The 25,188-nt window shown below is 71.8% G+C and carries 20 protein-coding genes; 15 read left to right on the forward strand and 5 right to left on the reverse strand.

Features of this window, described 5'->3' with window-relative positions; all coding sequences use genetic code 11:
• Positions 1–33: 33 nt before the first annotated feature.
• Entirely contained in the window at positions 34–1,167 is a 1,134-nt protein-coding gene (locus BLS56_RS16295) for an MFS transporter (protein ID WP_175482868.1), read from the reverse strand.
• Positions 1,168–1,285: 118 nt separating this feature from the next.
• Here BLS56_RS16295 and BLS56_RS16300 point away from each other — a divergent pair, with 118 nt between their 5' ends.
• On the forward strand, positions 1,286–2,164 hold the full coding sequence (locus BLS56_RS16300; RefSeq protein ID WP_091451665.1) for an SAM-dependent methyltransferase: 879 nt from the start codon (positions 1,286–1,288) through the stop codon (positions 2,162–2,164).
• A gap of 51 nt (positions 2,165–2,215) precedes the next feature.
• Here the strand turns inward: BLS56_RS16300 and BLS56_RS16305 are convergent, their stop codons facing one another.
• Positions 2,216–2,701, reverse strand: a complete 486-nt coding sequence (locus tag BLS56_RS16305) for a PaaI family thioesterase (protein WP_091451294.1) — start codon at positions 2,699–2,701, stop codon at positions 2,216–2,218.
• Positions 2,702–2,892: 191 nt separating this feature from the next.
• Between BLS56_RS16305 and BLS56_RS16310 the strand changes: the two genes are divergently transcribed.
• A complete protein-coding gene (locus BLS56_RS16310; RefSeq protein ID WP_228771682.1) occupies positions 2,893–5,820 on the forward strand; it encodes an nSTAND1 domain-containing NTPase in 2,928 nt (975 codons plus the stop codon).
• 132 nt (positions 5,821–5,952) lie between these two features.
• Positions 5,953–8,664 carry an RCC1 domain-containing protein gene (locus BLS56_RS16315; protein WP_091451301.1) on the forward strand — a complete coding sequence of 904 codons (2,712 nt, stop codon included), beginning with the start codon at positions 5,953–5,955 and terminating at the stop codon, positions 8,662–8,664.
• Positions 8,665–8,714: 50 nt separating this feature from the next.
• Here the strand turns inward: BLS56_RS16315 and BLS56_RS16320 are convergent, their stop codons facing one another.
• Positions 8,715–9,698, reverse strand: coding sequence for a pentapeptide repeat-containing protein (locus BLS56_RS16320; RefSeq protein WP_139190741.1), 984 nt, complete (start codon positions 9,696–9,698; stop codon positions 8,715–8,717).
• A gap of 205 nt (positions 9,699–9,903) precedes the next feature.
• Here BLS56_RS16320 and BLS56_RS16325 point away from each other — a divergent pair, with 205 nt between their 5' ends.
• From BLS56_RS16325 to BLS56_RS16375, 11 genes are all read left to right on the forward strand, one after another.
• Complete coding sequence (locus BLS56_RS16325) at positions 9,904–11,157, forward strand: ATP-grasp domain-containing protein (RefSeq protein ID WP_091451309.1); 1,254 nt, start codon at positions 9,904–9,906, stop codon at positions 11,155–11,157.
• Positions 11,154–11,984, forward strand: a complete 831-nt coding sequence (locus BLS56_RS16330; protein WP_091451668.1) for a Rossmann-like domain-containing protein — start codon at positions 11,154–11,156, stop codon at positions 11,982–11,984. The genes BLS56_RS16325 and BLS56_RS16330 overlap by 4 nt, the downstream gene beginning before the upstream one ends.
• Positions 11,981–13,036, forward strand: coding sequence for a PLP-dependent cysteine synthase family protein (locus tag BLS56_RS16335; RefSeq protein ID WP_091451311.1), 1,056 nt, complete (start codon positions 11,981–11,983; stop codon positions 13,034–13,036). Before BLS56_RS16330 ends, BLS56_RS16335 begins: the two co-directional genes overlap by 4 nt.
• Positions 13,033–14,049 (forward strand): dipeptide epimerase, encoded by a 1,017-nt coding sequence (locus tag BLS56_RS16340; protein ID WP_091451313.1) that lies wholly within the window; start codon positions 13,033–13,035, stop codon positions 14,047–14,049. Before BLS56_RS16335 ends, BLS56_RS16340 begins: the two co-directional genes overlap by 4 nt.
• A 289-nt stretch (positions 14,050–14,338) precedes the next feature.
• The gene (locus tag BLS56_RS16345; RefSeq protein WP_091451316.1) at positions 14,339–15,544 is read left to right on the forward strand and encodes an MFS transporter; all 1,206 of its coding nucleotides are present in this window, start codon (positions 14,339–14,341) and stop codon (positions 15,542–15,544) included.
• Positions 15,541–16,332, forward strand: coding sequence for a class I SAM-dependent DNA methyltransferase (locus BLS56_RS16350; RefSeq protein ID WP_091451320.1), 792 nt, complete (start codon positions 15,541–15,543; stop codon positions 16,330–16,332). The genes BLS56_RS16345 and BLS56_RS16350 overlap by 4 nt, the downstream gene beginning before the upstream one ends.
• A gap of 1 nt (position 16,333) precedes the next feature.
• Entirely contained in the window at positions 16,334–17,884 is a 1,551-nt protein-coding gene (locus tag BLS56_RS16355; RefSeq protein WP_091451322.1) for an ABC transporter substrate-binding protein, read from the forward strand.
• The gene (locus BLS56_RS16360; protein WP_091451324.1) at positions 17,881–18,825 is read left to right on the forward strand and encodes an ABC transporter permease; all 945 of its coding nucleotides are present in this window, start codon (positions 17,881–17,883) and stop codon (positions 18,823–18,825) included. The genes BLS56_RS16355 and BLS56_RS16360 overlap by 4 nt, the downstream gene beginning before the upstream one ends.
• Positions 18,822–19,613 (forward strand): ABC transporter permease, encoded by a 792-nt coding sequence (locus BLS56_RS16365; protein ID WP_091451326.1) that lies wholly within the window; start codon positions 18,822–18,824, stop codon positions 19,611–19,613. The genes BLS56_RS16360 and BLS56_RS16365 overlap by 4 nt, the downstream gene beginning before the upstream one ends.
• A 26-nt stretch (positions 19,614–19,639) precedes the next feature.
• Positions 19,640–21,142, forward strand: a complete 1,503-nt coding sequence (locus BLS56_RS16370) for an ABC transporter ATP-binding protein (RefSeq protein WP_228771683.1) — start codon at positions 19,640–19,642, stop codon at positions 21,140–21,142.
• 2 nt (positions 21,143–21,144) lie between these two features.
• Positions 21,145–21,672 (forward strand): GNAT family N-acetyltransferase, encoded by a 528-nt coding sequence (locus BLS56_RS16375; protein WP_091451332.1) that lies wholly within the window; start codon positions 21,145–21,147, stop codon positions 21,670–21,672.
• Between the two features lie 160 nt (positions 21,673–21,832).
• On the opposite strand, the gene BLS56_RS16380 is transcribed toward BLS56_RS16375, so the two are convergent.
• Positions 21,833–22,852: an alpha/beta hydrolase gene (locus tag BLS56_RS16380; protein ID WP_228771684.1), complete on the reverse strand. Its 1,020-nt coding sequence runs from the start codon at positions 22,850–22,852 to the stop codon at positions 21,833–21,835.
• Between the two features lie 17 nt (positions 22,853–22,869).
• Entirely contained in the window at positions 22,870–24,201 is a 1,332-nt protein-coding gene (locus BLS56_RS16385; protein ID WP_091451334.1) for a cytochrome P450, read from the reverse strand.
• A gap of 164 nt (positions 24,202–24,365) precedes the next feature.
• Here BLS56_RS16385 and BLS56_RS16390 point away from each other — a divergent pair, with 164 nt between their 5' ends.
• Positions 24,366–25,187, forward strand: coding sequence for an SAM-dependent methyltransferase (locus tag BLS56_RS16390; RefSeq protein ID WP_091451337.1), 822 nt, complete (start codon positions 24,366–24,368; stop codon positions 25,185–25,187).
• Position 25,188 lies beyond the last annotated feature (1 nt).

The raw sequence follows: 25,188 nt of genomic DNA on the forward strand, positions 1-25,188 counted from the left end.
CGCCAGGACTGTCCCCGCCTGGCGCTCCTTCCCTTACCCGGTCCGGGAAACCCGCGGCGCCAGCACGGCGATCAGTCCGGCCGAGGTCAGCCCGGCGGCGATGAGCATGGTGGCGGGCACGCCCAGCAGGCCGGTCGCGACGCCCGCGGCGAGCGGCGCGGCGGCCAGGCCCGCGGTGTAGGCCAGGGTGTAGACCGAGTACGCGCCGCCGTACGCGGGCGGGTCGACGGACTCGGCGAGACCCGCGACCAGGACGAGCGTGGGGGCGAGGATCAGCTGCGCGCCGACGCCCAGGATCACTAGGCCGACGACCGACAACGCCGCTGACGGACGGCCGGAGAGCGCGAAACCCGTCGCGGTGACGGCGAAACCGATGGCGACGACCCGCCGCGCGCCGACACGGTCGGTGAGCGCCCCGGCAGCGGGCGCGGCGAGGATGCCGCACAGCGCGACGGCGGCGAACGCGAGCCCGATCCCGGTGCCGCCCAAGCCGAACTCGGTGAGATGCGCCGGGATCACCGGTTCGGGAAAGGAAAGCGCCACCGCGCCCAACGCCGTGAGGCCCACCAGCGCGGGCAGCCGCGGGCCGCGCGACAACGCGCGGTAGGGCGTCCCGACCGCCGTGGTGTCCACCGGCCCGATCAAGACGATCCGCGCCGCGGCGTCCACCGCGGCGAGCACGGCGATGAGGACGAACGGCGCGTGCGGGCCGTAGGCGTCCGCGAGCGCGCCGCTGGCGGCCGGGCCGACCAGCGCGCCGAACCAGGCCGAGGACAGCGCCACGCCCATGGCCTTGCCGCGCCGGTCCGGCTCGTGCGTCGCGGCGATGAGAGCCAGGCCAGCGGTCCAGGACACGGCCGCGGCGGCGCCCTGGGCGACCCGGGCGAAGAACAGCACCCCGACCGCGGCGTCGCCCATGCCGGTCGCCGCGGCGAACGCCGCGGTCGCCGCCGCCGTGCCCGCCAGTCCCGCGAGCAGGGGAACCCGCGGTCCCTTCCGGTCGACCCACGCTCCGACCAGCGGTGTCGCGGCTAGCAGGGCGACCGCGTACACCGCGAACAACGCTCCGGACAGGACCGGGGAGCCGCCGACCACAGGCAGGGCGGGCAGCAACGGCACCAGGCTGCTGTAGAGGCACAGGTCCACCGCGAGCGCGATGGCGGTCACCGTCGTGGCTGCTCCAGGGCGCGGCGGCGCCGTCATACCGGTGACTTTCTGGTCGTGGGCTGTCACTGGTTGCTACTGTGACCTGGCTGACATTAGCAACCCGGTGAAGGGCGATGTCATGACCGCGACCCAGGACGAGCTCACCACGGCGGCGACCGCGCCGACCCCCGAACAGGTCGGCGCCAACTACGACGAGTTCGGCGACCTGTACGCGCTGACCATCGGCGACGTCGGCATCCACATTGGAATGTGGGTCCCGCCCAACGGCCGGGGGTCCGTCTCGACGCTCGGCGATCTCGCGAACCTGGCGCAGGAACGGCAGACCGAGCACCACATCGACACCATCGGCCTCGGCCAGGGGGAGCACCTGCTCGACATCGGCTGCGGCACGGGCGGGCCAGCGGTCCGGGTGGCCGAGCGCAGCGGGGGCCGGGTCACCGGGATCACCGTCAGCCGCACCCAGGTCGACACCGCCACCGGCCTCGCCCGCGCCCGCGGCGTGGCCGACCGGGTGACGTTCGCGCTCGGCAACGCCATGGACCTGGACTTCGCCGACGAGACCTTCGACGCCGCCATGGCGATCGACGTCTTCGCGCACCTTTCCGACCGGCGGCAAGGTCTGCGCGAAACCTGGCGGGTGCTGCGCCCCGGTGGCCACTTCATGATGAGCGAGTTCACCGCCCGCGGAAACCCGACGGACGAGCAGTTGGCCGCCTACACCCGGACCTGGTGCTGCGCGCCCCCGATTTCCCCGGCCACCGCGCTGGAACTGGCCGAGACCGCCGGTTTCGAGCTGGTCAAGGTCGAGAACATGACCGAGAGCTGCTCGTTCACCGGCGAGGTCATGGGCCTGCTCTACGCCGACCGGCACGACGAGATCGTGGCCCGCTACGGCCCGGAGCTGGTCGCCCAGATGGACGAGGTGGTTCCGCTGGTGCGGTCCTTCATCCGCGACCACCTCGGCTACTACCTGTTCCTGCTGCGCAAGCCGCGGTAGCGCCGCCGTCCCGCGAAGGCCACCGCGCTGTGGCCGCCGCGACGACCGTGCTCAGGCGCCGCCGTTGGACTGCGGCTGGAAGATCATGCAGGTGCACGAGCCATGCGCGATCAGCTTGCCCGACGGGTCGGTGATCCGCGCCTCGGCGGTCGCGGTGCTGCGGCCGACGTGGATGGTGTTGGCCTCGCAGCGCAGCCGCTCGCCGTCCACCCGGACCGTGCGGATGAAGTTCACCTTCAGTTCCAGGGTGGTGTAGAGCACGCCGTCGCCGAGCTTGGTGAACACGGCGCTGCCCATCGCGGTGTCCATCAGGGTCGCCAGGACGCCGCCGTGCACGGCGTACATGGCGTTGATGGTCGCCGGGCTGGGGTCGAGGTAGTAGACCGTGCGGCCCTCTTCGAGGGATTCGACGGTGACGCCGAGGGAGACGCCGACGCCCTGGCCGGTGTTCACGCCGTGTTCGAGGACGGTGTGCAGCTCGCGGATGCGGGCCGCGGACGTCGGTTCGGTGGTGACCTCGGTGCCGTTGGTGTTCATCGCGGTCCTTCTCGCCGTCGGGATGTCACCCCGATTCGAGCAGCGCGTGGTGAACACCTCCTTGCCGGAACGCCTGCGATGCCGGATTCCGATCGTGTGATCGGCCGTTCACCGGTACCCCCAGCACCGGTGATCGGATTTTCCTTCGCTGCGGCCCTGTCTAGTGCATCCTGGTTGTTCAGTGTCACGCCGTGACCGGTGAACGACACGCGGTGAACAACCGGCGGGGGACGGTCCCCGCGGAGGGGACGGCAGTGGCGAGAGGGGAACGCCCGCTTGAGGGCGAGGACGGCCCGGTTCTGCGGTTCGCGGCCGACTTGCGCGCGCTGCGCGAGAAGGCGGGCCGACCGGCCTATCGGGAGCTGAGCAAGCGCGCCCACTACTCGACCGGCGCCCTCTCCGACGCCGCGGGCGGGCGGCGGCTGCCCAGCCTCGCGGTGACCCTCGCCTACGTCGGCGCGTGCGGCGGCGACACCGAGGCCTGGGAGCGCCGCTGGCGGGAGGTGGCCGCCGAGCTCGACGCGGAATCCGCCGATCCCGTCGGCGACGACGGCGAGGCCCCGTATGTCGGGCTGGCCCCCTTCGGGGTCGAGGACGCCGACCGGTTCTTCGGTCGGGAACGGTTGGTAACCGAGTTGGCCGCGCGGGTGGCCGACCAGCGGTTCGTCGTGGTCTTCGGCCCGTCCGGGTCGGGCAAGTCCTCGCTGCTGCGCGCCGGGCTGGTGAGCGGGGCGGCCGGGCCGGTGCTGCTGATGACCCCCGGGCAGCGCCCGCTGCAGGAGTGCGCCGCGCGCCTGGCCTGCCTGGTCGGCGGTTCGGCCATCGCCCTGCGCGCGGCGATGGGCGCCGACGACGACAGCCTGCACCTGACCGCGCTGCAGGCGCTGGTGAGCGGGCAGGCGTCGAGCGACCTGCTGGTGGTGGTGGACCAGTTCGAGGAAGTGTTCACCCTCTGCCGCGACGCGGACGAGCGCGCGCGGTTCCTGGCCGTGCTGCGCGCCGCCGCGCACGCGCCCAACAGCCGGACCAGGGTCGTGCTGGGCGTCCGCGCCGACTTCTACGCGCACTGCGCCCACCACCCCGAGCTGGTCGAGGCGATCCGCGACGGCCAGTTCCTGGTGGGGCCGATGACCACGGACGAGCTGCGGACCGCGATCACCCGGCCCGCCGTCGAGGCCGGGTGCAGGCTGGAGACCGCGCTGGTGTCGCGGGTGATCGCCGACGCCACCGGCAGGCCGGGGGTGCTGCCGCTGGTCTCGCACGCCCTGCTGGAAACCTGGAAGCGCCGCCGCGGCACCACGCTGACCTCGACCGGCTACGACGCCGCGGGCGGCATCACCGAGGCCGTCGCCCGCACCGCGGCGGCCGTCCACGCGAGCCTGTCCCCCCGGCAGCGCCAGTGGTCCCGGCAGCTTTTCCTGCGGCTGGTCGCGCTGGGCGAGGGAACCGAGGACACCAAGCGCAGGGTGGACCGCGCCGAACTCGACCTCGACGCCGACGGGGCGCTGGTGCTGGAGCGGCTGGTGCGCGCCCGGCTGGTCACGCGGGACCGCGACAGCGTGCAGATCACCCACGAGGCCCTGATCCGCTGCTGGCCCCAGTTGCGGCACTGGCTCACCGAGGACCGGGAAACGCTCCGCGTCCACCGGCAGCTCGTGGAGGCCACCGCCACCTGGGAGTCGTTGGACCGCGACCCCGGCGCGCTCTACCGGGGCGCGCGGCTGGCCCTGGCCCGCGAGCTCGCCGACAGCGCGGTCACGCTCACCGCCCGCGAACGGGCCTTTCTCGACGCGAGCCTGGCCGCCGAGGCCGCCGAGCGCGCCGCCGCCCGGCGGCGGACCCGGCGGCTGCGGCAGCTGGTGGCGGTCCTGGCGGTCCTGCTCGTGCTCAGCACGGCATCGACCGTCTACGCCATCCGCGCCGACATCGCCGTGTCGCGCCAGCGCAACGCGCTGCTGGCCCAGGAGGTCACCAAGGAAGCGGTCGCGCTGCGCGCGACGAACCCCGCGCTGGCCGCCCAGCTCGGCCTCGCCGCGTACCGGCTGGTGCCGAGCAGGCAGGCCCGCGACGGCCTGATCAGCACGCTGGCCGTCCCGCTCGCCGGGCACACCCAGGTGGTCAGCTCGGTCGCCTTCGCGCCGGACCGACGCCACCTGGCCACCGCGGGCTTCGAGGGCAGCGTGTGGCTGTGGGACATCGGCGAGCCGGTGCTCGCGACACCGGTGAGCAGCTTCGCCGGGAACTGCGACTCCATCGCCACGGTCGCCTTCAGCCCCGACGGCGCCCTGCTCGCCCTCGGCTGCCGCGACCACACCGTGCGGCTGTGGAACGTCGCCGACCCGCAGCGCCCGGCCGAGGTCGCCACGCTCGTCGGCCACACCGACGTCGTCTTCTCCGTCGTGTTCGCCCCCGACGGCCGCACGCTGGCCTCCGGCAGCTACGACCGCTCGGTCAGGCTCTGGGACGTCGCCGACTCGGCCCGCCCCGCGCCGCTGTCCGCGCTCATCGGCCACACCCTCAACGTCAAACCGGTGGCGTTCAGCCCGGACGGGAAGACGCTGGCCTCGGGCGGCGACGACCGCACCGTGCGGCTGTGGGACACCGGCGATCCCGCGCGTCCCGTCGAACTTGCCGTGCTGACCGGTCACGACGACTTCGTCAGCGCGGTGGCGTTCAGCCCGGACGGGCGCACCCTCGCCTCGGGCAGCGACGACCACACCGTGCGGCTGTGGGATGTCGGCGACCGGCGGCGGCCGACGTCGCTGACCACCCTGGCCGCGCACAGCGACATCGTCGGCTCGGTCGCGTTCAGCCCCGACGGGACCACCCTCGCCACCGGCGGCTACGACCAGACCGTGCGGCTGTGGGACCTCGCCGAGCGCGGGCGCCCCACCGAGCGCGCGACCCTGACCGGGCACGCGGGCGCGATCAACTCGACGGCGTTCAGTCCCGACGGCAGGACCCTGGCCACCGGCAGCGACGACCACATCGCGCTGCTGTGGGAGACCGACGGCGACCGGGTCGAGGCCAGGGCCTGCGCCGTCGGACGGCCCGCCATCAGCCCCGACGAGTGGGAGCGCCACCTCCCCGGCCTGGACTACCAGCCGCCCTGCCCCTGATCGCGGCGCTGATCATCGCGGCCGATTGTTCACCGGACGTCGTTCACCGTCCGCGTCCTGACCCTGAACAACCCGGGTGCGCTACAGATCGACAGCGGGTGAACCGCACCCGACACTCAGGCAGGGAGCGCCATGTCCAAGATCACCCGTAGGCCGTCCCGCAGGCGAAGACAGCTTCCGGCTCTCGCGTTAGCCGTGGCGGCCTTCGCGTCGCCCCTCATCGCGGACCAGGCATCGGCCGACACCGCGCCCGCGGCCCGGCAACCGGACCGCGCCCAAGACCACAGCGCCCAAGACCACAGCGCCTACGACCACAGCAACGACAAAGCCCTCGCGGCCGCGAGCCCCGCGCCGGACTCCGCCACCGAGGTGTCGGTCAAGTTCCGCGCTGACCGGGAAGTGCGCATCCGCGACCGGCGGCTGGTCGCCCGGGACGGCCAGGACGCCGCGGCGATCCGCGCGGTCATGGACCGGCACCCCGGGGCGACGATTCGTCCGCTGCGCCCGGCGACCGTGTCCGAGGACGCCGCCACTGAGGAGCGCGTCCGGCTGGAGCGGCGCGTCGGCCACGATCTGCCGGACCTCAACTCCTGGTTCGCCATCACCGTGCCCTCGGGTGCGGCCGCGCTGGCGAATGACCTCAACGCGCTGCCCGCGGTCGAGATCGCCCAGGTCCCGTTCGCCACCGTGGCGCCTGCGGCCGACCCGTTCCGCCCAAACCAGGTCTACCGCAACCCCGTCGGCGCGAGCGCGGGCACCGGGATCGGCGCGGACGGCGCCAACGCCCTGCCCGGCGGCAAGGGCGAGAACGTCACCGTCACCGACATCGAAGCCGGAACCCAGGACCGCGTCGCCGTCCGCCGGGGCGCCATCGCCGCCGGCCAGAGCCACGCGCTGGCGGTGATCGCCGAGCCGGGCGCGCCGGACGACCGCACGGTCCGGGCGTGGGGCGCAGGAGGCAGCGGCCAGCTCGGCATCGGCACGACGGCGAACAGCTCGGTGTACATGCGGGTCACCGGGCTGACCAACGTCGAATCGGTGGCAGCGGGGACCAACTTCTCGGTCGCGCTCAAGACCGACGGCACGGTCTGGACATGGGGGGCCAACAACTTCGGCCAGCTAGGCCTAGGCGACACGGCCACCCGGCTGGCTCCCGCGCAGGTCCCCGGTCTCACCGGGGTCAGAACCATCAGCGCGAACGGCGGGCATGTGCTCGCCGTGCGCTCGGACGGCACCGTCCGCGCCTGGGGCAACAACGCCAACGGCCAGCTGGGCGTGCCCCCGGCCAGTGTCTCGTTCAGCGCGACGCCGATCACGGTCCCCGGCCTCACTGGCGTCTCGACGCAACCTGGCGGCGTCTCGGCGGGCTTCAACCACTCGCTGGCGCTGCTCACCACCGGGGCGGCGCGCGCGTGGGGCGCGGGCGGCAGCGGCCAGCTCGGCAACGGCTCCACCGCGTCGAGCGCGGCCCCGGTGCCGGTGACCGGCGTGACCGACGCCGTCGAGATCGTGGCGGGCGGGCTGCACAGCGTCGCCCGGCTGGCAGGCGGGACGCTGATGGGCTGGGGCAACAACTTCTTCGGGCAGGTCGGCGACGGTGGCAACGCCAACCGCACCACACCCCAGCAGGTGACCAACCTCAACTCGGTCGTCACGCTGGCGGCGGGCAACCTGCACAACGTCGCCGTCAACTCGGACGGAACGCTGTGGGCGTGGGGCGCGGGCGGCAGCGGCCAGCTCGGCACCGGCACCACGGCCGACCAGAACTTCCCCGTCGAGGTGCTGCCCGCGCCCGCAGACCCGACGAGCCGCGCCCTGGTCGGCGCGGGCACCGCGTTCAGCCTGGGCGTCGGCTCGGACGGGATCGTGTGGGGCTGGGGGACCAACGCAGGCGGCCAGCTCGGCACCGGCGACACCACCGCGAGCCAGGTGCAGCGGCAGGCCGTCACCATGCGCAACCTGTGGAACACCTGCCACGAGGAACTGGCCAACCGGCCCGCTCCCGCTGGCCCGCCCGTGCGCCTGCACCCGATGGTGTCCTCGCCCTGCGCTCCCGTCGCCGTGCACGGCACGGCGGTCGTCGGGATCGTGGCGGCGCAGGAGGACAACGGGCTCGGCGTCACCGGCCTGCTGCCCAGGGCCAAGCTGCAACTGGCCAGCTCCGCCGACGCGGTCGGCGCCATGACGCTGGCCCGGCAGAACTCGCAGCCCGGCGACGTGATCCTCGCCGAGGTCGCGCTCGCCGTCGTGGGCGGCTCGCAGCAGTACCCCTGGGAGCTCAACGCCGCGGTGTACGACCAGATCGTCCTGGCCACCGCGGCGGGCGTCACGGTGGTCGAGGCGGCGGGCAACGGCGGCAACAGCCTCGACGACCCCGCCGACCCGCGCGCGGCCCTGATCATGGGCAGGCCGGACTCCGGCGCCATCGTCGTCGGCGCGGGGGAGCCGCCGAACATCCCCGGCACCGCGGAGTGCGTGCCGGGCAGGCCCGCCGAGCGGACCTCGACGGCGTTCTCCACCCATGGGCAGCGAGTGAACTTGCAGGCCTACGGCAAGTGCATCGCCACCCTCGGCGGCGGCCCGGAAATGCTCAGGGACCTCACCCCGACCGCGACGGACCCGAACAAGATGTACTGGTCCAACATGAACGGCACCTCGGGCGCGAGCCCGATCGTGGTCGGCGCGGTCGGGGCGGTGCAGAGCATCGCCCAGCAGTCCGGCCCCGCGCTCACCCCCGCTCAAGTGCGCCAGCTGCTCGTCTCGACCGGCACACCGCAACCGGCGGCGGACCCGCGCCACATCGGGCCGCTGCCCAACCTGCAGGCGGCGATAGCCGCGATGTAGCCGCGACCCCGGAGGCGCCGCGTTCGGGGGGCGGCGCCTCCGGGGTTCGCCTAGTCGGCGACCGCCGCCACGTCGGATTCGGTCTCCGCCTGCTCGTTGAGCCGCACCACGCCGTCGAACGCCGCGCCGTCCATCCGCACCTCGGCGGGCTCGATCCAGCGCAGGTCCGCGAAGTTCGCGACCGCGGTGTCACTGAGGTTCGCGTGCTCGGAAAACCGGACTTCGCGCAGCGAGAGCCCGCCGGTGAACCGGGTGCGGCGCATGTCGACCCGGCCCCGGAACACCGCGCCGGTGAACAGGGCGTTGCCGGTGAACTCGGCGCCCGCGAGCCGGGTGATGCCGTAGAAGGTGGCCCGCCGGGCGAGCACGGTGCCCACCGCGCGGTCCTCCAGGTTGAAGTACTCCAGCGACGCGCCGGTCAGGTCGAGGTCGTAGGTCCGCTCCGCGCCGACGGGCGGGAGAAGCTCCTTGAGCATCCGGTGGGCGGTCAGCCGGACCTGGTGTTCCCGGTCGTCGGCTGCCTCGTCCTCGGTGAGCCGCCGCAGGAGGGGTTGGGCGTAGTCGTTGCGGTCCGGGTCATGGGCCTCGTTCTCGTAGGCGCTGTGGAAGTACGGCCGCCGCAGGTACGCGCAGAGCACGTCGATCACGGTCTGGGTGTACTCCGGCGTGCTGCGCGCCAGCCCGACCAGAGCGTGCATGGCACCCACCCGCACCTGGTCGGCGTCGTTGCCGAGCAGTTCGATGGCCCGCCCGAACCGCTCGTGCGAGATCCGGGCGCCGTCGGCGCGCAGCCGCTCCTCCTCGACGTGCTGGCGGTCCTCCTCGACGCGGCGCCGCCGGTCGTTGAGCCACACCCCGTACAGCGCGACCACCGCCGCACCGGCGAGCCCGCCGGTCTTGACCGCCTCCGACATCCCGGCCCGCGCGTCCGCCCGCAGCACCCAGAGCGCGATCCCCGCGGTCACGCCGATGGCGACGACCAGCGTCCCGAGCAGCGCCAGCGCCTGCGACCGGCGCCCCTTCTTCGAGTCCACCCGGTCATTGTGTCCGATCGGCCGAAGGCCCTGCGCCGGGCGGCGGAATCCCGTGATCACGGATGGTTAGTCCTCAGTGGACGATATGCGTGCTTGAGCATTCCGTTGTGCGGCGCGGGAAATTCGTCTCGATCTCCTCTGTACGATTGAGACGATAATGGTTATCATTGGCGACCGGTCGAGCCGGGCACGGAGAAGGAGCGTTGTGGGGCACCTGCTGATGGTCGAGAGCTGGGTCGGGGCGATGAGCACCCTGCTGCCGAGGGCGATTCGGGAGGCCGGACACCGGTTCACGTTCCTCACCAGGGATCTGCACCACTACCTGCGCGCCAATCCGGTGGCCGGGCCGCATCCGCTGCTCGCCGCGGACAACGTGCTGACGGCCGAGACCAACGACCTGGACCGGTTGCTGCCGTACCTGGAGCGGGTGCACGACGTGCTGCGCTTCGACGGCGTGATCTCCTCGTGCGACTACTACTTGGGCACGACCGCGCGGATCGCGGCGCACCTGGGGCTGCCGGGGTCGTCGCCGGAGGCGGTGGAACGGGCCTACCGCAAGGATCTCACCCGGCGGGCCCTCGCCGACGCCGGGGTGCCGGGGCCGAGGTTCGCCCTGGCGCAGGGCTGGGAGGAAACCGCGGCGGCGGCCAGGGAGATCGGGTATCCGCTGGTGGTCAAGCCGGTCGACCTGTGCGCGGGGATGTTCGTGCGCAAGGTCGATGACGAGGCCGCGCTGCGGGACGCGGTGACCGCGATGGACGCGTTCCCGGTCAACGCCCGGCATCAGCCGCGCGTGCCCTCGGTGCTGCTGGAGGAACTGCTTGTCGGGCCGGAGTTCAGCGTCGAGACGGTCACCGTGGACGGCGCGACGCACGTCATCGGCGTGACGGACAAGTCGGTCATCGGGGCGCCCTGGTTTGTCGAGAACGGCCACATGTTCCCCGCCGACCTCGCCCCGGCCGACGCCGTCGCCGCCGCGGACACGGCCGTCGCGGCGATCAAGGCGCTCGGCCTGGACCGGGCCGTCGCGCACACCGAGGTGAAACTCACCGCCGACGGGCCCCGGCTCATCGAGGTCAACCCGCGCCCGGCGGGCAACCAGATCACCGAACTCGTCCGCCGCACCACCGGAATCGACCTGCCCATGGTCTACGCGCGGCTCGCCGTGGGCGAGTCGCCCGCGCTCGCGCCCGCGGACACCGGGGCGCGCAGCGCCGCCATCTCGTTCCTGTTGCCGCCGCACGCCGGGATCGTGGACAGCGTGGACGGCGTCGACCGACTGGCCGCGGACCCCGATGTGGTCGACTGGACGGTCAAGCCCGACGGGCACCGCGCGGGGGAGCCGACCAGCAACAACGCCTACCTCGGCCACGTCATGGTGGTCGACCGGGCCGGTCTCGGCGCGCGGCGGCGGGCGGAAGAACTCGTCGGCGGCCTGACGGTCCGGTGCTCGGCGTGAGCGCGCCGGTCGTCGCCAACTGTCTCGCCGACCTCCTCGGCCACACCCGGGCGGGCAGGTTCGGCGCGTCACCGGGCGACCTGTCGGTCAGTGTCGGATTCGTCACCCGCCAAGGGGTTCGGCACGCGTCGCGTGGACAGGGCTACCGCAACCACGTCGTGAGCCTGCGCGTGGGCCAAGCCGTGGGTTCGTGCGCTGTCGAGCCGGATTCGGTGAACGACAACGCGGTCTACGACTGTGTTGGGTCCACAGTGGACGATCTGCTCGACCACCCGGTCGAGGCGATCCGGGTCGCCGCGCTCGACGCCTACCTGATGAGCGTGCGCCCGCACGAGCGGCACGCCACCGAGACCATGACGATCCCGGCGGGCAGCTCGCTGGACAAGTCGATGGCCCGCGCCGAACGCGTGATCGACCTGCTCGATCCCCAGCCGGGGCAACGGGTCCTGGTCATCGGCGTGGTCAACTCCCTGCTGCACCACCTGCGCGGGCGCGGCATCGCCTATGTCGCCTGCGACCTCAAGGGCGGCGTCACCGAATGGGGCGAGCCGGTCATCACCGACGCCGCGCGGGCCCTCGGCCGGTGCGACACGATCCTCGCCTCCGGCATGACCCTCGGCAACGGCACCCTGGACGCCCTGCTGGACCACGCCCGGTCCACCGGCAAGCCGCTGACCTTGTTCGCCCAGACCGGAAGCGCCGTCCTGCCCTGGTTCGTCGGCTCCGGGGTGCGCGCCGTGGCCGCCGAGCCGTACCCGTTCTTCTGGCTCGACGGCGGCCCGACCACTGTCCACCACTACCTGGCGCCGCCACTGGAGTCGGTGTGAGAGCCAATCCGCAGCTTCTCGACCTTGTCGGCAAGACCCCGCTCGCGCGGATCACCACCCCGCTTCCGCACGCGCACAGCGGTTTCTGGGCCAAGCTCGAATGCCTCGGCCCCGGCGGCATGAAGGCCCGCGCCGCGGTGTCGATGCTGCGCGCCGCCCGGTCCCGCGGCCTGCTCAAACCCGGCGCCCCCGTGGTGGAGTCCACCAGCGGCACCCTCGGTCTCGGACTGGCCTTCGCCGGGCAGGCGCTGGGCCACCCCGTCGTGCTGATCGTGGACGACGAACTCGAACCGGCCATGCGCGCCCTGCTCACCGCCCACGGCGCCCGCCTGGAGATCGTCTCCCGTCCCCACCCCGATGGCGGCTGGCAACAGGCCCGCCTCGACCGTCTGCGCGAGGTCCTGGAAACCCTGCCCGGCGCTTTCTGGCCCGACCAGTACAACAACCCGGACAACCCCGCGGGTTATGTCTCCCTGGCCCGCGAACTGGTCGACCGCCTGGACCGGATCGATGTCCTGGTGTGCAGCGTCGGCACCGGCGGCCACAGCGCGGGCATCGTCACCGAGTTGCGCAGGCACTGGCCCCGCCTCCGTCTCATCGGGGTCGACACTGTGGGCTCCACCATTTTCGGCCAACCCGCCTTACCCCGGGTGATGCGTGGCTTGGGCAGCAGCATCTACCCCCGCAACGTCGCCTACCACCAGTTCGACGAGGTCCACTGGCTGGGCCCGGTCGAGGTGGTCGACGCCTGCCGCAGACTGGCCCGCGACTGCTCGGCAGGCGGCGGCTGGAGCACCGGAGCCGTGGCCCTGGTGGCGGCCTGGGCGGCCAGAGTGGACCCGGGAACCTCCGTCGTCACCATCTTCCCCGACGGCCCCCACCGCTACCTGGACACCATCTACGACGACGCTTTCTGCCGGGAGCGCGGCCTGCTCGGCAGCCCCAGCCCGCACCCCGTCGAGGTGGCCCACCCCACCGCCACCACCGTGTCCGAATGGTCGCGCTGCCGCTCCGTCCCCGACCCCCTGGTAGCCGTAGGTGTCCCCGCATGAACCTCGACTGGTCTGTGTCCGAACTGACCCTGCGCGAGCCTTTCCGAATCTCCCGCTCGGTGATGACCGCCCGAACGGCCGTGGAAGTCATCCTGACCCACAACGGGATCGAGGGTCGCGGTGAAGTGGTCACCAGCGTCTACTATGGACTGAACGAGGAAAAGGTAGTAGCCCAGCTAGCCGACCTGAGGCCAACCCTGCCCGAAACCCCCGAAGCGCTGCTGGCCGCACTTCCCGCCACCTCGTTGGCCCCCGGAGTCCGAGCCGCCGTAGACGCCGCCGCCCACGACCTCATCGCCCGCCACCGCGGCGTCCCCGTGCACACACTGCTTGGTCGTCCCGAGTGGACGGACGTGCCCACCGCGTACACCATCGGCATCACCACCCCAGAGCAAGCGACCCACACAGCCGCGACCCTGGTGGCACAGGGCTTTACCGTCCTCAAGGTCAAAGCAGGCACGGAAGACCCGGCCGACGACGTCCTCCGCCTCAAAGCCGTTCGCGCGGCAGCCCCAGACGCCCGAATCCTCCTGGACCCCAACGGCGCCTGGACCCCAGAACAGGCCGTCCGACTCTTGGACACCCTCGCCGACCTAGCCTTGGACGCGGTAGAGCAACCCATCCTCCCCGGCACCCCCGACCGCCTGGCCTGGGTAACCGAACGCTCCCCAATCCCCGTCATCGCCGACGAAGACGCGGCAACCCTCACCGACGTCCGCAACCTCGCGGGCGCGGTACACGGAATCAACATCAAACTAGCCAAATGCGGCGGCATCCAAGCAGCCAAAGAGATCATCGAAGCAGCCACAACAGCAAACCTCGACATCATGCTCGGCTGCCTGGTCGCCAGCTCATTGGGCATAGCCCCCGCAGTACACCTGACCGGCCACGCCCGCTGGGTAGACCTGGACGGCCACCTCCTCCTGGCCCACGACCCCTGGACCGGCATCGACGGCAAAGACGGCGTCCTCCGCCTAACCGAAACCCCCGGCCTGGGAGTGACGCGACCGTGATCCGATCAGCCACGCCAACCTCCCAGCCCACTCACCTGCCAACCGGCCAGCCCGCCCCCCACAAAGCCACACCCCCGTCAGGCCGCACCAACCCTGCCAGGTGCTCGATGGGGTGGAGTGGTTTCTTCGGGGGTGAAGGAAGATCCCTGAACTCGCCGTGGTCGTGGGGCCGAAGGCTCCCCACCCGTTTTTCCCGCGACGGGATCTTCCTTCGTAGGGGCCCCGAAGAAACCACTCCACCCCATCGAGCAGGCCACCAAACCCAGCCAGCCCCTAAGGGCGCGGCCACATGAAAACCTTCCCCCTCTCCGTACGCCTGCTCCTGATCAACCAGCTAGGCGTGAACACCGGCTTCTACATGCTCATCCCCTACCTGGCCACTCACCTCACCGACAACCTGGGCATGTCCGTAGCGGTGGTGGCAATCGTCCTAGGCGTGCGCAACCTCAGCCAGCAAGGCCTCTTCCTCATCGGCGGCGTAGCCGCGGACCGCTTGGGCGCCCGTAGAGTGATCATCGCAGGCTGCGGCCTACGCACCATCGGCTTCGGCCTGTTCGCGGTAGGAGAATCCCTCCCCCTTCTCCTAGCCGCGGCCGTCCTCAGCGGCGTGGCGGGCGCACTGTTCAACCCGGCGGTCCGCGCCTACATCGCCGTCGAAGCCACTGAAGACCGCCGCGCCGAAGCGTTCGCCCTGTTCAACGTCTTCGCCCAAACCGGCGCACTGCTCGGCCCAGTTCTCGGCAGCGTTCTCCTACTCGTCAACTTCCGAGTATCCGCCATCGTCTCCGCCGGGATCTTCGCCGCGCTGACCATCGCCCAAGCGCTGGTCCTCCCAGCCAGAAAAACACCGCCAGCAGAAAAGTCAGCCGCAGCCGGAATCCGCGAATGCCTCACCAATCGCCGATTCCTGGCCTTCACCGGCGCCCTGGCCGGAATGTTCGCCCTGCAAAACCAGCTCTACCTGGTTCTCCCAGTGGAAGCAGAGCGGGTGACCGGCTCGGCCAGCAGCGTGGCCGCCCTGTTCCTGGTGTCCACAGTGGCCACCCTGGTGTTCCAGGTCCGCATCACCCGCCGCTTCACCCGTATCCCCAGGGGAAGGGCGATCGCCCTCGGCATGGCGATCATGGGCGCGGGCTTCATCGCCCCCGCGCTCTCCCACCTCTGGGCCCCCAGCAACGCGATCATCGCCCTCCTGCCGGTCCTCACAGCCACCCTTTTCCTCGCATTCGGCCTCATGATCGCCCAACCGTTCGTCTACGAGCTGATCCCCGCATTCGGCTCGGAAGCAGTGGCGGGCACCTACTTCGGCGTCTTCTACCTGGGCTCCGGCGCACTCGCCGCCCTGAGCACGGTGGTCATCGGCTGGGTGGGCGGAATCGGCTGGCTGGCGTCCCTGCTGTGCGCAGCCCTCGGCTTCGGCAGCGCGGCCGCGGTCGCCCTGCGGGAGCGGCGAGGCGTGCTGACCCCCGGAAAACCAGAGGCCGCCCTGGCATGAGCAACTTCCTCACCGACAACCCCGCCCTCTACGAGCAGCAGTTCCCCGACCCGGAGCACAAGGCGGCGCGGTTCGTCCACGACCTCATCACCCGTTTCGGCGGCGGCCGCCGCGTGCTCGACGTCGGCTGCGGCACCGGTCGCGACGCGGGGCACCTCGCCTCCCTCGGCTACACGGTCACCGGGCTCGACGCCGCCCAGTCCATGTTGGACTACGCCGCAGAACGCCATCCCACGGTCGAGTTCGTCCGAGCCGACATGCGGGCCTTCGACCTCGGCCGCACGGTGGACGTGATCACCTGCCTGGACAGCGCCCTGCTGTACTGCCACACCGACGCCGACCTCGACGCGTTCCTCGCCCGCTGCCGCCTGCATCTGGCGCCCGGCGGCCTGCTGATCGCCGAGATGCGCAACGGCGCGTTCTTCCTCGGCAACACCGAGTTGCTTGACGAGGTCCGCACCCGGACCGTGACCTGGGACGGCGTGCCCTACACCTCGCGCACCCGGCTCTGGATCGACCACGCCGCGCAGTTGCTGCGCCGCAGCCGGGTCTGGGAGTGGCCCAGTTGCCCGGCCCCGCTGGCGCAGACCTCCGCGTGGCGGCTGCTGTTCCCGCTGGAGCTGCGGCGCGTCCTGGACCAGGCGGGCTTCGACGTGCTCGCCCTGTTCGACGAGCCCGGCCCGCGTACCGACCGACCCTGGGCGCCCGACGCCCACCTGTCCGAGGCGCTGTCCGGCGACCGGCTCCACCTGGTCGCCCGCCTGCGCCCCGACCTAGAAGGACCCTGAGATGAGTAACCACCCGTTCCCCACCCTCGACCGCCGTGGCTTCCTCGGCCTGACCGCCGGGCTTTCCGTGGCCGCGCTGGCGGGCTGCGGCACCGGGGCGCCCGCGCCAGCAGCGGGCGCGCCGCGCGCGGGCGGGCGGCTGCGGGCCGCGTTCGCGGGCGGCGGCGCCAAGGAGGTGCTCGATCCGCACCTGGCCAACCTGTTCCTGGAGGCCGCCCGGTCCAAGGCGCTTTACGACAAGCTCGCCGACTTCGGCGACGACGTGGCCCCACGCCCCCGGCTCGCCGAGAAGTGGGAGCCCAGCGCCGACCTCACCCGCTGGCGGATCACCCTGCGCGCCGCGGAGTTCCACGACGGCAGGCCGGTGCGCGCGCAGGACGTGCTGGCCAGCTACGCCCGCATCCTCGACCCCAAGCGCGCGTTCCGGGCCAAGGCGAGCCTGGGCCTGATCGACCTGCCCAACAGCCGCGCGATCGACGACCGCACCATCGAGTTCGCGCTCAAGCGGCCCTACGTCGAGTTCCCCAACGTCCTGGCGTCCTTCTCCGCCTACATCATTCCTGAGTCCACAGAGGACTTCACGAACCCGGTCGGGTCCGGTCCGTTCGCGTTCGTGTCGTTCCAGCCGGGCAAGTCGACCGTCCTCAAGCGCAACCCGCGCTACTGGGAGGGCGCCGCGCACCTGGACGAGCTGGAGTTCGTCATCGCCAACGAGGAGTCCGCGCGGGTCAACGCGCTGCTCGGCGGCCAGGTCGACTACGCCCACGACCTCGCCCCGGTCACCGCGCGCGGCCACCAGGGCAGCGACAAGCTCATGCTGGTGCGCTCGCCCAACAGCGGCATCCAGGCGTTCGCGATGAAGGTCGACCGCCCGCCGTTCGACAACCGCGACCTGCGCGAGGCCATGTTCCTGCTCGCCGACCGGCAGCAGTTGGTCGACACGACCCTGTCCGGGGCGGGGCAGGTCGCCAACGACCTGTTCGGCAAGGGCTACCAGCACTACGCCGACGACATCCCGCAGCGGGTCCGCGACCTCGACCGGGCCAAGTGGCTGGTGAAGAAGGCGGGCGCGGAGGGCCTGAAGGTCAAGCTCGACACCTCCGAGGCGGCCAGCGGTTTCGTCGAGGCGGCCAGCGTGTTCGCCGACCAGGCCCGCGAGGCCGGGATCGAGATCGAGGTGGCCGTGGGCAACAAGGACACCTTCTGGGCCGACACGCTCAAGAACGGGTCCCTGTCGAGCTTCCGCTCCGGCGCGATGCCGATCGAGTCGCACTTCTCGCAGCGGCTGCTGTCGAAGTCCACGACCAACGTCACCAAGTGGGCCCGGCCGGAGTTCGACGCGCTCTACGACAAGGCCGTGTCCACCGCGGACGACGCGGCGCGCGGCGCGGTGTACCGGGACATGCAGCGCACGCTGCACGCCGAGGGCGGGTACCTGATCTGGGGCTTCGCCGACTGGATCATCGGCACATCGCCCAAGGTCGGCGGCGTGGCGACCGCGCCCGCGAACACCCTGGACTGGGCCCGGTTCGACAAGGTCTGGCTGGCGTGACCCTGGGGCACTACGCGCTGCGGCGGCTGCTGCTCGGTGTCGTGCAGGTGGCGGCCGTCGCGACGCTGGTGTACCTGCTCGTCGCGGCGCTGCCCGGGGACGCGGCCGTCGCGCTGGCCGGGGACAACCCGGACCCGGAGCGCATCGAGCAGATCCGGGTGGCGATGGGCCTGGACCGGCCGGTGTGGGAGCGGTTCGCCGAGTGGCTGTGGGGGCTGACGCACGGGGACTTCGGCGTCTCGATCGTCTCCGGGCGACCGGTCGCCGACTTCCTCGCCGACGGCCTGGAGCCCACCCTGCTGCTGGCCGGGCTGACCATGTTGATGCTCGTGCCGGTGTCGGTGCTGCTCGGCGTCGCGTCGGCGCGCCGCGAGGGCGGGTGGCTGGACCGGGTGGTCACCACGACCGCGGTGGGGCTGCACGCGATCCCCGAGTTCACCCTGGCGATCGTGCTGATCGCGCTGTTCGGCGTGCAGCTGGCCTGGCTGCCGCCGACCGCGGTGGGCACCGACGGCGACCTGCTCGCCGAGCCGGCCGTGCTGGTGCTGCCGCTGATCGTGCTGCTCGCCCGGCCGATCTGCTCGATCAGCAGGCTGGTCCGCGCGGCGATGATCGACGCGGCGGCATCGGACTACGCTCGGCACGCGCGCAGGCTCGGGCTTTCCGCGCGCCGGGTCCGCTACGCGCACGCGCTGCCCAACGCGGTCGCCCCCGCCGTGCAGCAGATGGCGCGCACGACGGACTGGCTGCTCGGCGGGGTGGTCGTGGTCGAGGCCGTGTTCGTCATCCCCGGCCTGGGCACGATCCTGGTCGACGCGGTGGCGGGCCGGGACCTGCCGGTCATCCAGGGCCTGGCCGTGCTGTTCGCGGTGACCACCGTCCTGGTGAACCTCGTCGCCGACGTGGTGGCGTTCCGACTCGCACCCCGGGCGGTGACGTGAAAGCCGTGCTGCGCTACGGGATCGGCGGCCTGCTGGTCGCCGTTCCGCTCTTGCTCGCCGTGGCGGGCCCGCTGTTCGTGCCCGACGCGCTGACCCGGGGTGCCGCCTTCGGCGACACCGGCCCGCTCGGCACCGACTTCATCGGCCGCGACGTGTGGCACCAGGTGCTGCTCGGCGGCCGGACGGTCGTGCTGGTCGCGATGCTGGCCACGGTGCTGTCGTACCTGGTCGGCGTGCCGATCGCGCTGCTCGCCGCGATGACCCGGCGGCGGTGGGTCGACGAGGTGCTGATGCGCCCGCTGGACGTGCTGCTCGCGGTGCCCTCGCTGCTGGTGCTCATCCTGCTGGCGAGCATCGCCCCGCGCGGGGTGCTCACCCTGGTGCTGATCGTGGCCCTGGTCAACGTGCCCGACGTGGCCAGGATCGCCCGCGCGGCGGCCCTGGAGATCGCCAGCCGCCCGGCGCTGGAGGCGATGCGGCTGCAGGGGGAGACCTGGTGGCGCACGGCGGTCGGCTACGTCGGCCGGTCCATGCTGCGCACCCTGGTCGCCGACCTCGGCATCCGGCTCACCGCCGCGCTCTACCTGGTGGCCTCGGCGAGCTTCCTCGGCGTCGGCGTGCCGCCGGACGCGAGCGACTGGGCGGTCATGGTCGACCGCAACCAGACCGGGCTGTTCCTGGCGCCGGAGGCCGTCATGGCGCCCGCGCTGCTGATCATCGCGTTGTCGGTCGGGGTGAACCTGGTGTTCGACCGGGCGCTGCGCGACCGGGGAAGGGCTTGGCTGTGACCAGGTTGGCTGGGACTGTTGTTGAGGTGGCCGACCTGCGGGTCGTCCACGGTGACCGGCCGCTGGTGGACGGGGTGTCGTTCAGCCTGGCCGGGGGACAGGTGCTCGCGCTCGTCGGCGCGTCCGGCAGCGGCAAGACGACGATCGGGCTCGCCCTGCTCGGCGAACGCCCGCGCGGGGCGGTCGTGTCCGGGACGGTGCGGGTGTCCGGGCAGGACGTGTCGCCGGACCGGCCGCCCGCGGCCGGGTTCGTGCCGCAACACCCGTCGTCGGTGCTCAACCCGGTGCGCCGGGTGGGTGCGGTGCTGCGGGAGATCGCGGCCCACCACCGGCCCGGCGGCGCGAAGTCCGAAGTGGACAGCCTGGTCGCGGACGCCGCGCGGCGGGCCCGGTTCCCCGAGAGCCTGCTGCGCCGCTACCCGCACCAGCTTTCCGGCGGGCAGCAGCAGCGCGTCGTGCTCGCCCAGGCGCTGGTCGGCGACCCGGTGCTGATCGTCGCCGACGAGCCGACCACCGGCCAGGACGCGGTGACCCGCGACGAGGTGGTGGCGGAGTTGGCCGCGGTGGTGGCCGAGGGCGTCGCGGTGGTGCTGCTCAGCCACGACCTCGACGTGGTGCGCGCGCTCGCCGACCAGGTGGTCGTGCTCCGCGCGGGCCAGGTGGTGGAGGCCGGGCCCGCCGCGAAGGTGCTCACCGATCCCGCGCACGAGCACACCCGGGCCCTGCTCGCCACGCCGCCCGAACCACGCGACCACGCGCCCGCGGGGGCGCACCGCCTGCGCACCACGGGCCTGACCGCCCGGCACGGCCGCGCGACCGTCCTGCACGACGCGGAAGTGGCGGTCGGCGCGGGGGAGTGCCTGGCCCTGGTCGGGCGCTCCGGCAGCGGCAAGACCACCTTCGCCCGCTGCGTGGCCGGGCTGCACCCGCCCAGCGCGGGCGAAGTCCTCCTGGACGGCACGCCGCTGGCCGGGACGCTGCGCAAGCGCCCCCGCGCCCAGTTGGCGGCGGTGCAGTACGTGTTCCAGGACGCCCGCGCCTCCTTCGACCACCACCGCACGGTCCTGGACCAGGTGAGCCGCACCGCGGTCCGCCTGCGCGGACTGTCCACACCAGACGCCCAGGCGGCGGCGCTGGCCACGCTGCGCGAGGTCGGGCTGACCGAGGCGATGGCCGCCCGCAGACCCGTCGGACTCTCCGGCGGCGAACTGCAGCGGGCGGCACTGGCGCGGGCCCTGCTCGCCGAACCCGCCGTCCTGATCTGCGACGAGATCACCTCCGGCCAAGACGCCCTCACCCGGACGGGCATTCTCGACCGCCTCGACGCGCTGCGCCGCGACCGTGGCCTGACCCTGGTGGTCATCACCCACGATCGCGCGGTGGTGACCCGCCTCGCCGACCGGGTCGCCGTCGTCCACGAGGGCCGGATCGTGGAACAGGGCACGGCAGGCGAAATCCTGCGCGCCCCACGCCACGAGGCGACCCGGCGATTGCTCGGCGAGCCACTGCTACTGTCCATTGAGGAGTGACAATGACCGGCTACGAACTGCGCGCCGCCCGGCCTGAGGATGCCGGGGGCGCTCGCAGCGTCATCCTTGACACCCTGTACCGGGATCTACGCTACGGCTACAACCCCGTGTGGCATGAGGATGTCATCGACATCGAAGGAATCTATCTGCGGCCCGCGCGGCACGCGCTGTTCGTCGCCGAGGCAGGCGGGGAGATCGTGGCCACTACTGGGGTGCGGGCGGTGGGTCCCAAGAGTCCGCCGCATCCCCGGTGGCTCGCTGAGCGGTATCCGGATGAGAGCACAGCCCAGTTGTTCCGGGTGTATGTGCGCCCGTCACACCGTCGCAACGGGCTTGCTCGTGGGCTTGTGGAGTTGGCCGTTCGGTTCGTTGCGCAAACTCCTGGATATCAGGCGCTGTACTTGCATACGGACGCTCGGGTGCAAGGGGCTGAGTCGTTTTGGCGGTCGGTGGCCAAGCAGGTCCATGACGGTCGTGATGGCGATCCTGCTCACTTCCAGACTGTGCACTTTGAGATTCCGATCCCCTGAGTGGGGGCTGGTTCTTGCGGGCTTCTGTGGGGCGTGGCTGTGTTGGTTTGCTCGATGCCCATCGAGCACTTGGCGAGCCTCGGTTCGGCCTGGCAGATGCTCGGGTGTACTGCCTGCCTGGCAGGTCGCCCAACCCACCACCCAAACAGGCACCCGCCACCTAACTAGCGACACTCCCGGCCCACTGCGCGACCACACGGTGATAGTCCGGTGCGTTGGGCGCGTAGTTCATCGAGTGCCCGTACCCCGGCAGGATGAAAGTCTCGAACCGGGGCGAACCTGAGAAGTAAGGCGCCTCCGACGCGCGCAGGGCCTCCGCGGAACGGCAGTCGCTGCCCAGGGGAGCCCCGCAGAAGTGCGTGTCACCTTCGCCGAGCGCCAGCAGGACCGGCACATCGATCCCCCGTGAAGCCGGGATCAGGATGTTGGTCAGCGCGATGTTGTCCAACGCCTCAGTCGCGGCGAAAACGTCCTTTGTGGACTCATCGGCGGCGATGGCGGCGGGATCGTGCTTGCCTGCGCCGTGGAACGCCGCGGCGCGGGTGCCGGGGCTCGTCGTCAGGTAGCCCAGATCCGGCCCACGGCGCGCAAGCTGGGAATCTAGCGGGGCTGGGATCATGTTCGCCAGGACCGGCGCCACGGTCACCAGGTTCATCCGGTGGGTCATGCCGGTGACCAGCACACCGTCCACGTCACGGTGCAGGCCTGCCTCGATCATCGCCATGGCCGCGCCGATGGAGTGGCCGCCGATGAGCACCTTGTCGAACCGGGGGCGCAGGGTCTGGACCACCTGGTGCAGCGCCTCCGCCTGGACCACGGAAGTCACCAGGGCGCTCGGGGGCTTCGAGCTTTCGCCGGTGCCGAGTCGGTCTACGGCGAAGGTGGCGTGCCCGGCTTTGTTCATCGCCAGCCGGAACGAGCGAATCCCCGGGGTGTAGGCGATGTCCCAGTATGAGCGGTTGTATGTGCCGCCGGGCACCAAGACCTGGACTGAGGTCGCGCCCTCCGGCGCGCACAGGGTGCCCGCCATCGTCTGCGCGGTGCCCGCGACCGACACCGGGACCCGTAGTTCCGAGCAGGCGACCTGGGCCGCCCCGGCCGGGCTTTGCGCGGGCAGCAGCACGGCGGTGGCGACCAGCAGCGCGGCTGCGGACAGCTTGCGGGATCGGGACCAGCGCACGGAAAGCGAACCTCCGACTAGAAAGAGGGAACCCGGGGGACCACCGTCATCGGCAGGCGGCTGGGGTAGGCGGCAGAGGTGAACTTTACGCTTACCGGTTTCCCGGCCACCGGCACCAGTCGCCACCGGGCCGCGACGGTGGCCAGGGTGATGACGATTTCGGTTTGGGCGAAGACGTTTCCCATGCACTGGCGGGTCCCGGCGCCGAACGGCACGAACGCGCCACGGGGCAGGTCCTTGGCCCGCTCCGGGGACCAGCGGTCCGGGGCGAACCGGTGTGGGTCCGGGTAGGAGGCCGGGTCGTGGTGCAGGGCGTGCGGGCTGACGATCACCTCGTCGCCCGGGCGCAGGCGCACGCCGTCGAGGTCGACCTCGGTGTTGGCCCGGCGCATCAGGATCCAGATCGGGTACATCCGCAGGACTTCGTTCACGACCTGCGTGGTGTAAACCAGTTTCCGCACGTCCGCGAAGGTGACCGGGCGCCCGGCCAGCACCTCGTCCACCTCGGCGTGCAGCCGCCGCTCCACCTCGGGGTGGCGGGCGATCTCGTGGAACGCCCAGGCGAGCGCGAGCGCGGTGGTCTCGATCCCGGCGGTGAGCAGGGTGAGCACTTCGTCGTAGGTCTGCTGGTCGGTCATGCCCGCGCCGGTCTCGGCGTCGCGCGCCAGCAGCAGCATCGAGAGCAGGTCGCCGTGGTCGGCGCCGTCGGCCCGCCAACTCGCGATGACTTCGAGCACGATCCGGCGCATCCGCTCGATGGCCGCGTCGAACTCCCGGTTGCCGGGAATGGGCAGCCTCTCCACGAAACCGGGCGAGAGCGCGCGGATCATCCCCTGCTTGATCACCACGAAGATGGACCGTCGGGCCTCGTCGATCGCGCGTTTGCCCATCTCGGTGGAGAACAGCGCCTCGCCGACGATGGTGACCGCGAGGCCCTGCATGTCCTCGTCGATCGCGCGTTCCTGCCCCGGCCGCCACGATTCGGTGAGGTCGGTCGCGGCCCGGACCATCGTCTCGGCGTAGCGGGCGATGCGGTCGCGGTGGAACGCGGGCTGGATCAGCCTGCGCTGCCGCCGGTGGAACTCGCCGTTGGACAGCACCAGCCCGTTTCCCACGTAGGGGCGGAACTTGTCGAACATGGCGCCCTTGTCGAAGCTGGCCCCGTCGGTGGCCAGGACGCGGTGCGTGAGCCGCGGGCTGGTCACGAAGTACGTGCGCATCGGCCCGAGGTAGACGGTGACGACCTCGCCGTGCTCGCGCAGGCCCGCGGTGAAGCCGAACCGCCTGCGCAGCATGGCCGGAGTGTGGCCGAGCAGGGGCCACCGGCCGGGCGCCATCGGAACGGGCATCGTTACTCCTCGCGACGATAGCGGGCAGAAAGGCCAGAGTAGGGACCGATCGAGTGAACTCAATAGCGCCCAAACGGGTAGAAGATCATCACTGTGGTGCGCTGTGAGTGTGAGGATTGCCCGGTCGCTAAGCTCATTTGTCCGAGACGCGAGAGGGGTTCGCCATGGCGCAACGGGAGTGGGTCCCGCTGGACGTCGATGTCTCCGTGCCGAGCATGGCGCGCACCTACGACTTCATGCTCGGCGGCGCGCACAACTTCGCCGTCGACCGCGAGGTCGGCGAGCGGATCGAGCGCGCGATGCCCGGCCTGCGCAACGCGGCCAGGGTCAACCGGGCCTTCCTCGGGCGAGTGGTGCGGTTCATGGCGGACCAGGGGATTCGCCAGTTCCTCGACATCGGGTCGGGCATCCCGACCGTCGCCAACGTGCACGAGGTCGCCCAGGCGCGGGACCCCGAGTGCCGGGTCGTCTACGTCGACCGCGACCCGGTGGCCGTCGCGCACAGCGAACTCATCCTGGCGGGCAACGACCGCGCCGCCGTCCTGCACGCCGACATGCGCGACCCCGAGGGAATCCTGTCCAGCCCGGAGGTGCGCGGGCTCATCGACCTCGACCAGCCGGTCGGCCTGCTGATGCTGCTGATGCTGCACTGGGTGCCCGACGAGTCCGACCCGGTCGGCCTGATGGCGCGGTACTGCGCCGCGCTCGCCCCGGGCAGCCACCTGGCGATCACCCATGTCAGCGGCGACCACCAGGGCGAGAAGCTGTCCGAGGCGACCGACGTGATCAAGCGGAGCAACAGCCCCGACCAGGTGACCCTGCGCACCCACGCCCAGGTGACCGCGCTGTTCGCGGGCCTGGAACTGGTCGAGCCCGGCCTGGTCGGCTGCGGCGAGTGGCGGCCGAGGGGACCGGGGGACATCGCAGGCGAGCCCGGCATGAACATGCTGGTGTACGCGGGGGTCGGGCGGAAGCCCAGCGCATAGA

Origin of the sequence: Actinokineospora iranica, from assembly GCF_900101685.1 — a bacterium.
Classification (GTDB): domain Bacteria; phylum Actinomycetota; class Actinomycetes; order Mycobacteriales; family Pseudonocardiaceae; genus Actinokineospora; species Actinokineospora iranica.

Coding starts and splice junctions, on each gene's coding strand:
- BLS56_RS16300 (WP_091451665.1), top strand. CDS start 1,286: ATGACCGCGACCCAGGACGAGCTCACCACGGCGGCGACCGCGCCGACC.
- BLS56_RS16305 (WP_091451294.1), bottom strand. CDS start 2,701: ATGAACACCAACGGCACCGAGGTCACCACCGAACCGACGTCCGCGGCC.
- BLS56_RS16315 (WP_091451301.1), top strand. CDS start 5,953: ATGTCCAAGATCACCCGTAGGCCGTCCCGCAGGCGAAGACAGCTTCCG.
- BLS56_RS16340 (WP_091451313.1), top strand. CDS start 13,033: ATGAACCTCGACTGGTCTGTGTCCGAACTGACCCTGCGCGAGCCTTTC.
- BLS56_RS16345 (WP_091451316.1), top strand. CDS start 14,339: ATGAAAACCTTCCCCCTCTCCGTACGCCTGCTCCTGATCAACCAGCTA.
- BLS56_RS16350 (WP_091451320.1), top strand. CDS start 15,541: ATGAGCAACTTCCTCACCGACAACCCCGCCCTCTACGAGCAGCAGTTC.
- BLS56_RS16355 (WP_091451322.1), top strand. CDS start 16,334: ATGAGTAACCACCCGTTCCCCACCCTCGACCGCCGTGGCTTCCTCGGC.
- BLS56_RS16375 (WP_091451332.1), top strand. CDS start 21,145: ATGACCGGCTACGAACTGCGCGCCGCCCGGCCTGAGGATGCCGGGGGC.
- BLS56_RS16385 (WP_091451334.1), bottom strand. CDS start 24,201: ATGCCCGTTCCGATGGCGCCCGGCCGGTGGCCCCTGCTCGGCCACACT.
- BLS56_RS16390 (WP_091451337.1), top strand. CDS start 24,366: ATGGCGCAACGGGAGTGGGTCCCGCTGGACGTCGATGTCTCCGTGCCG.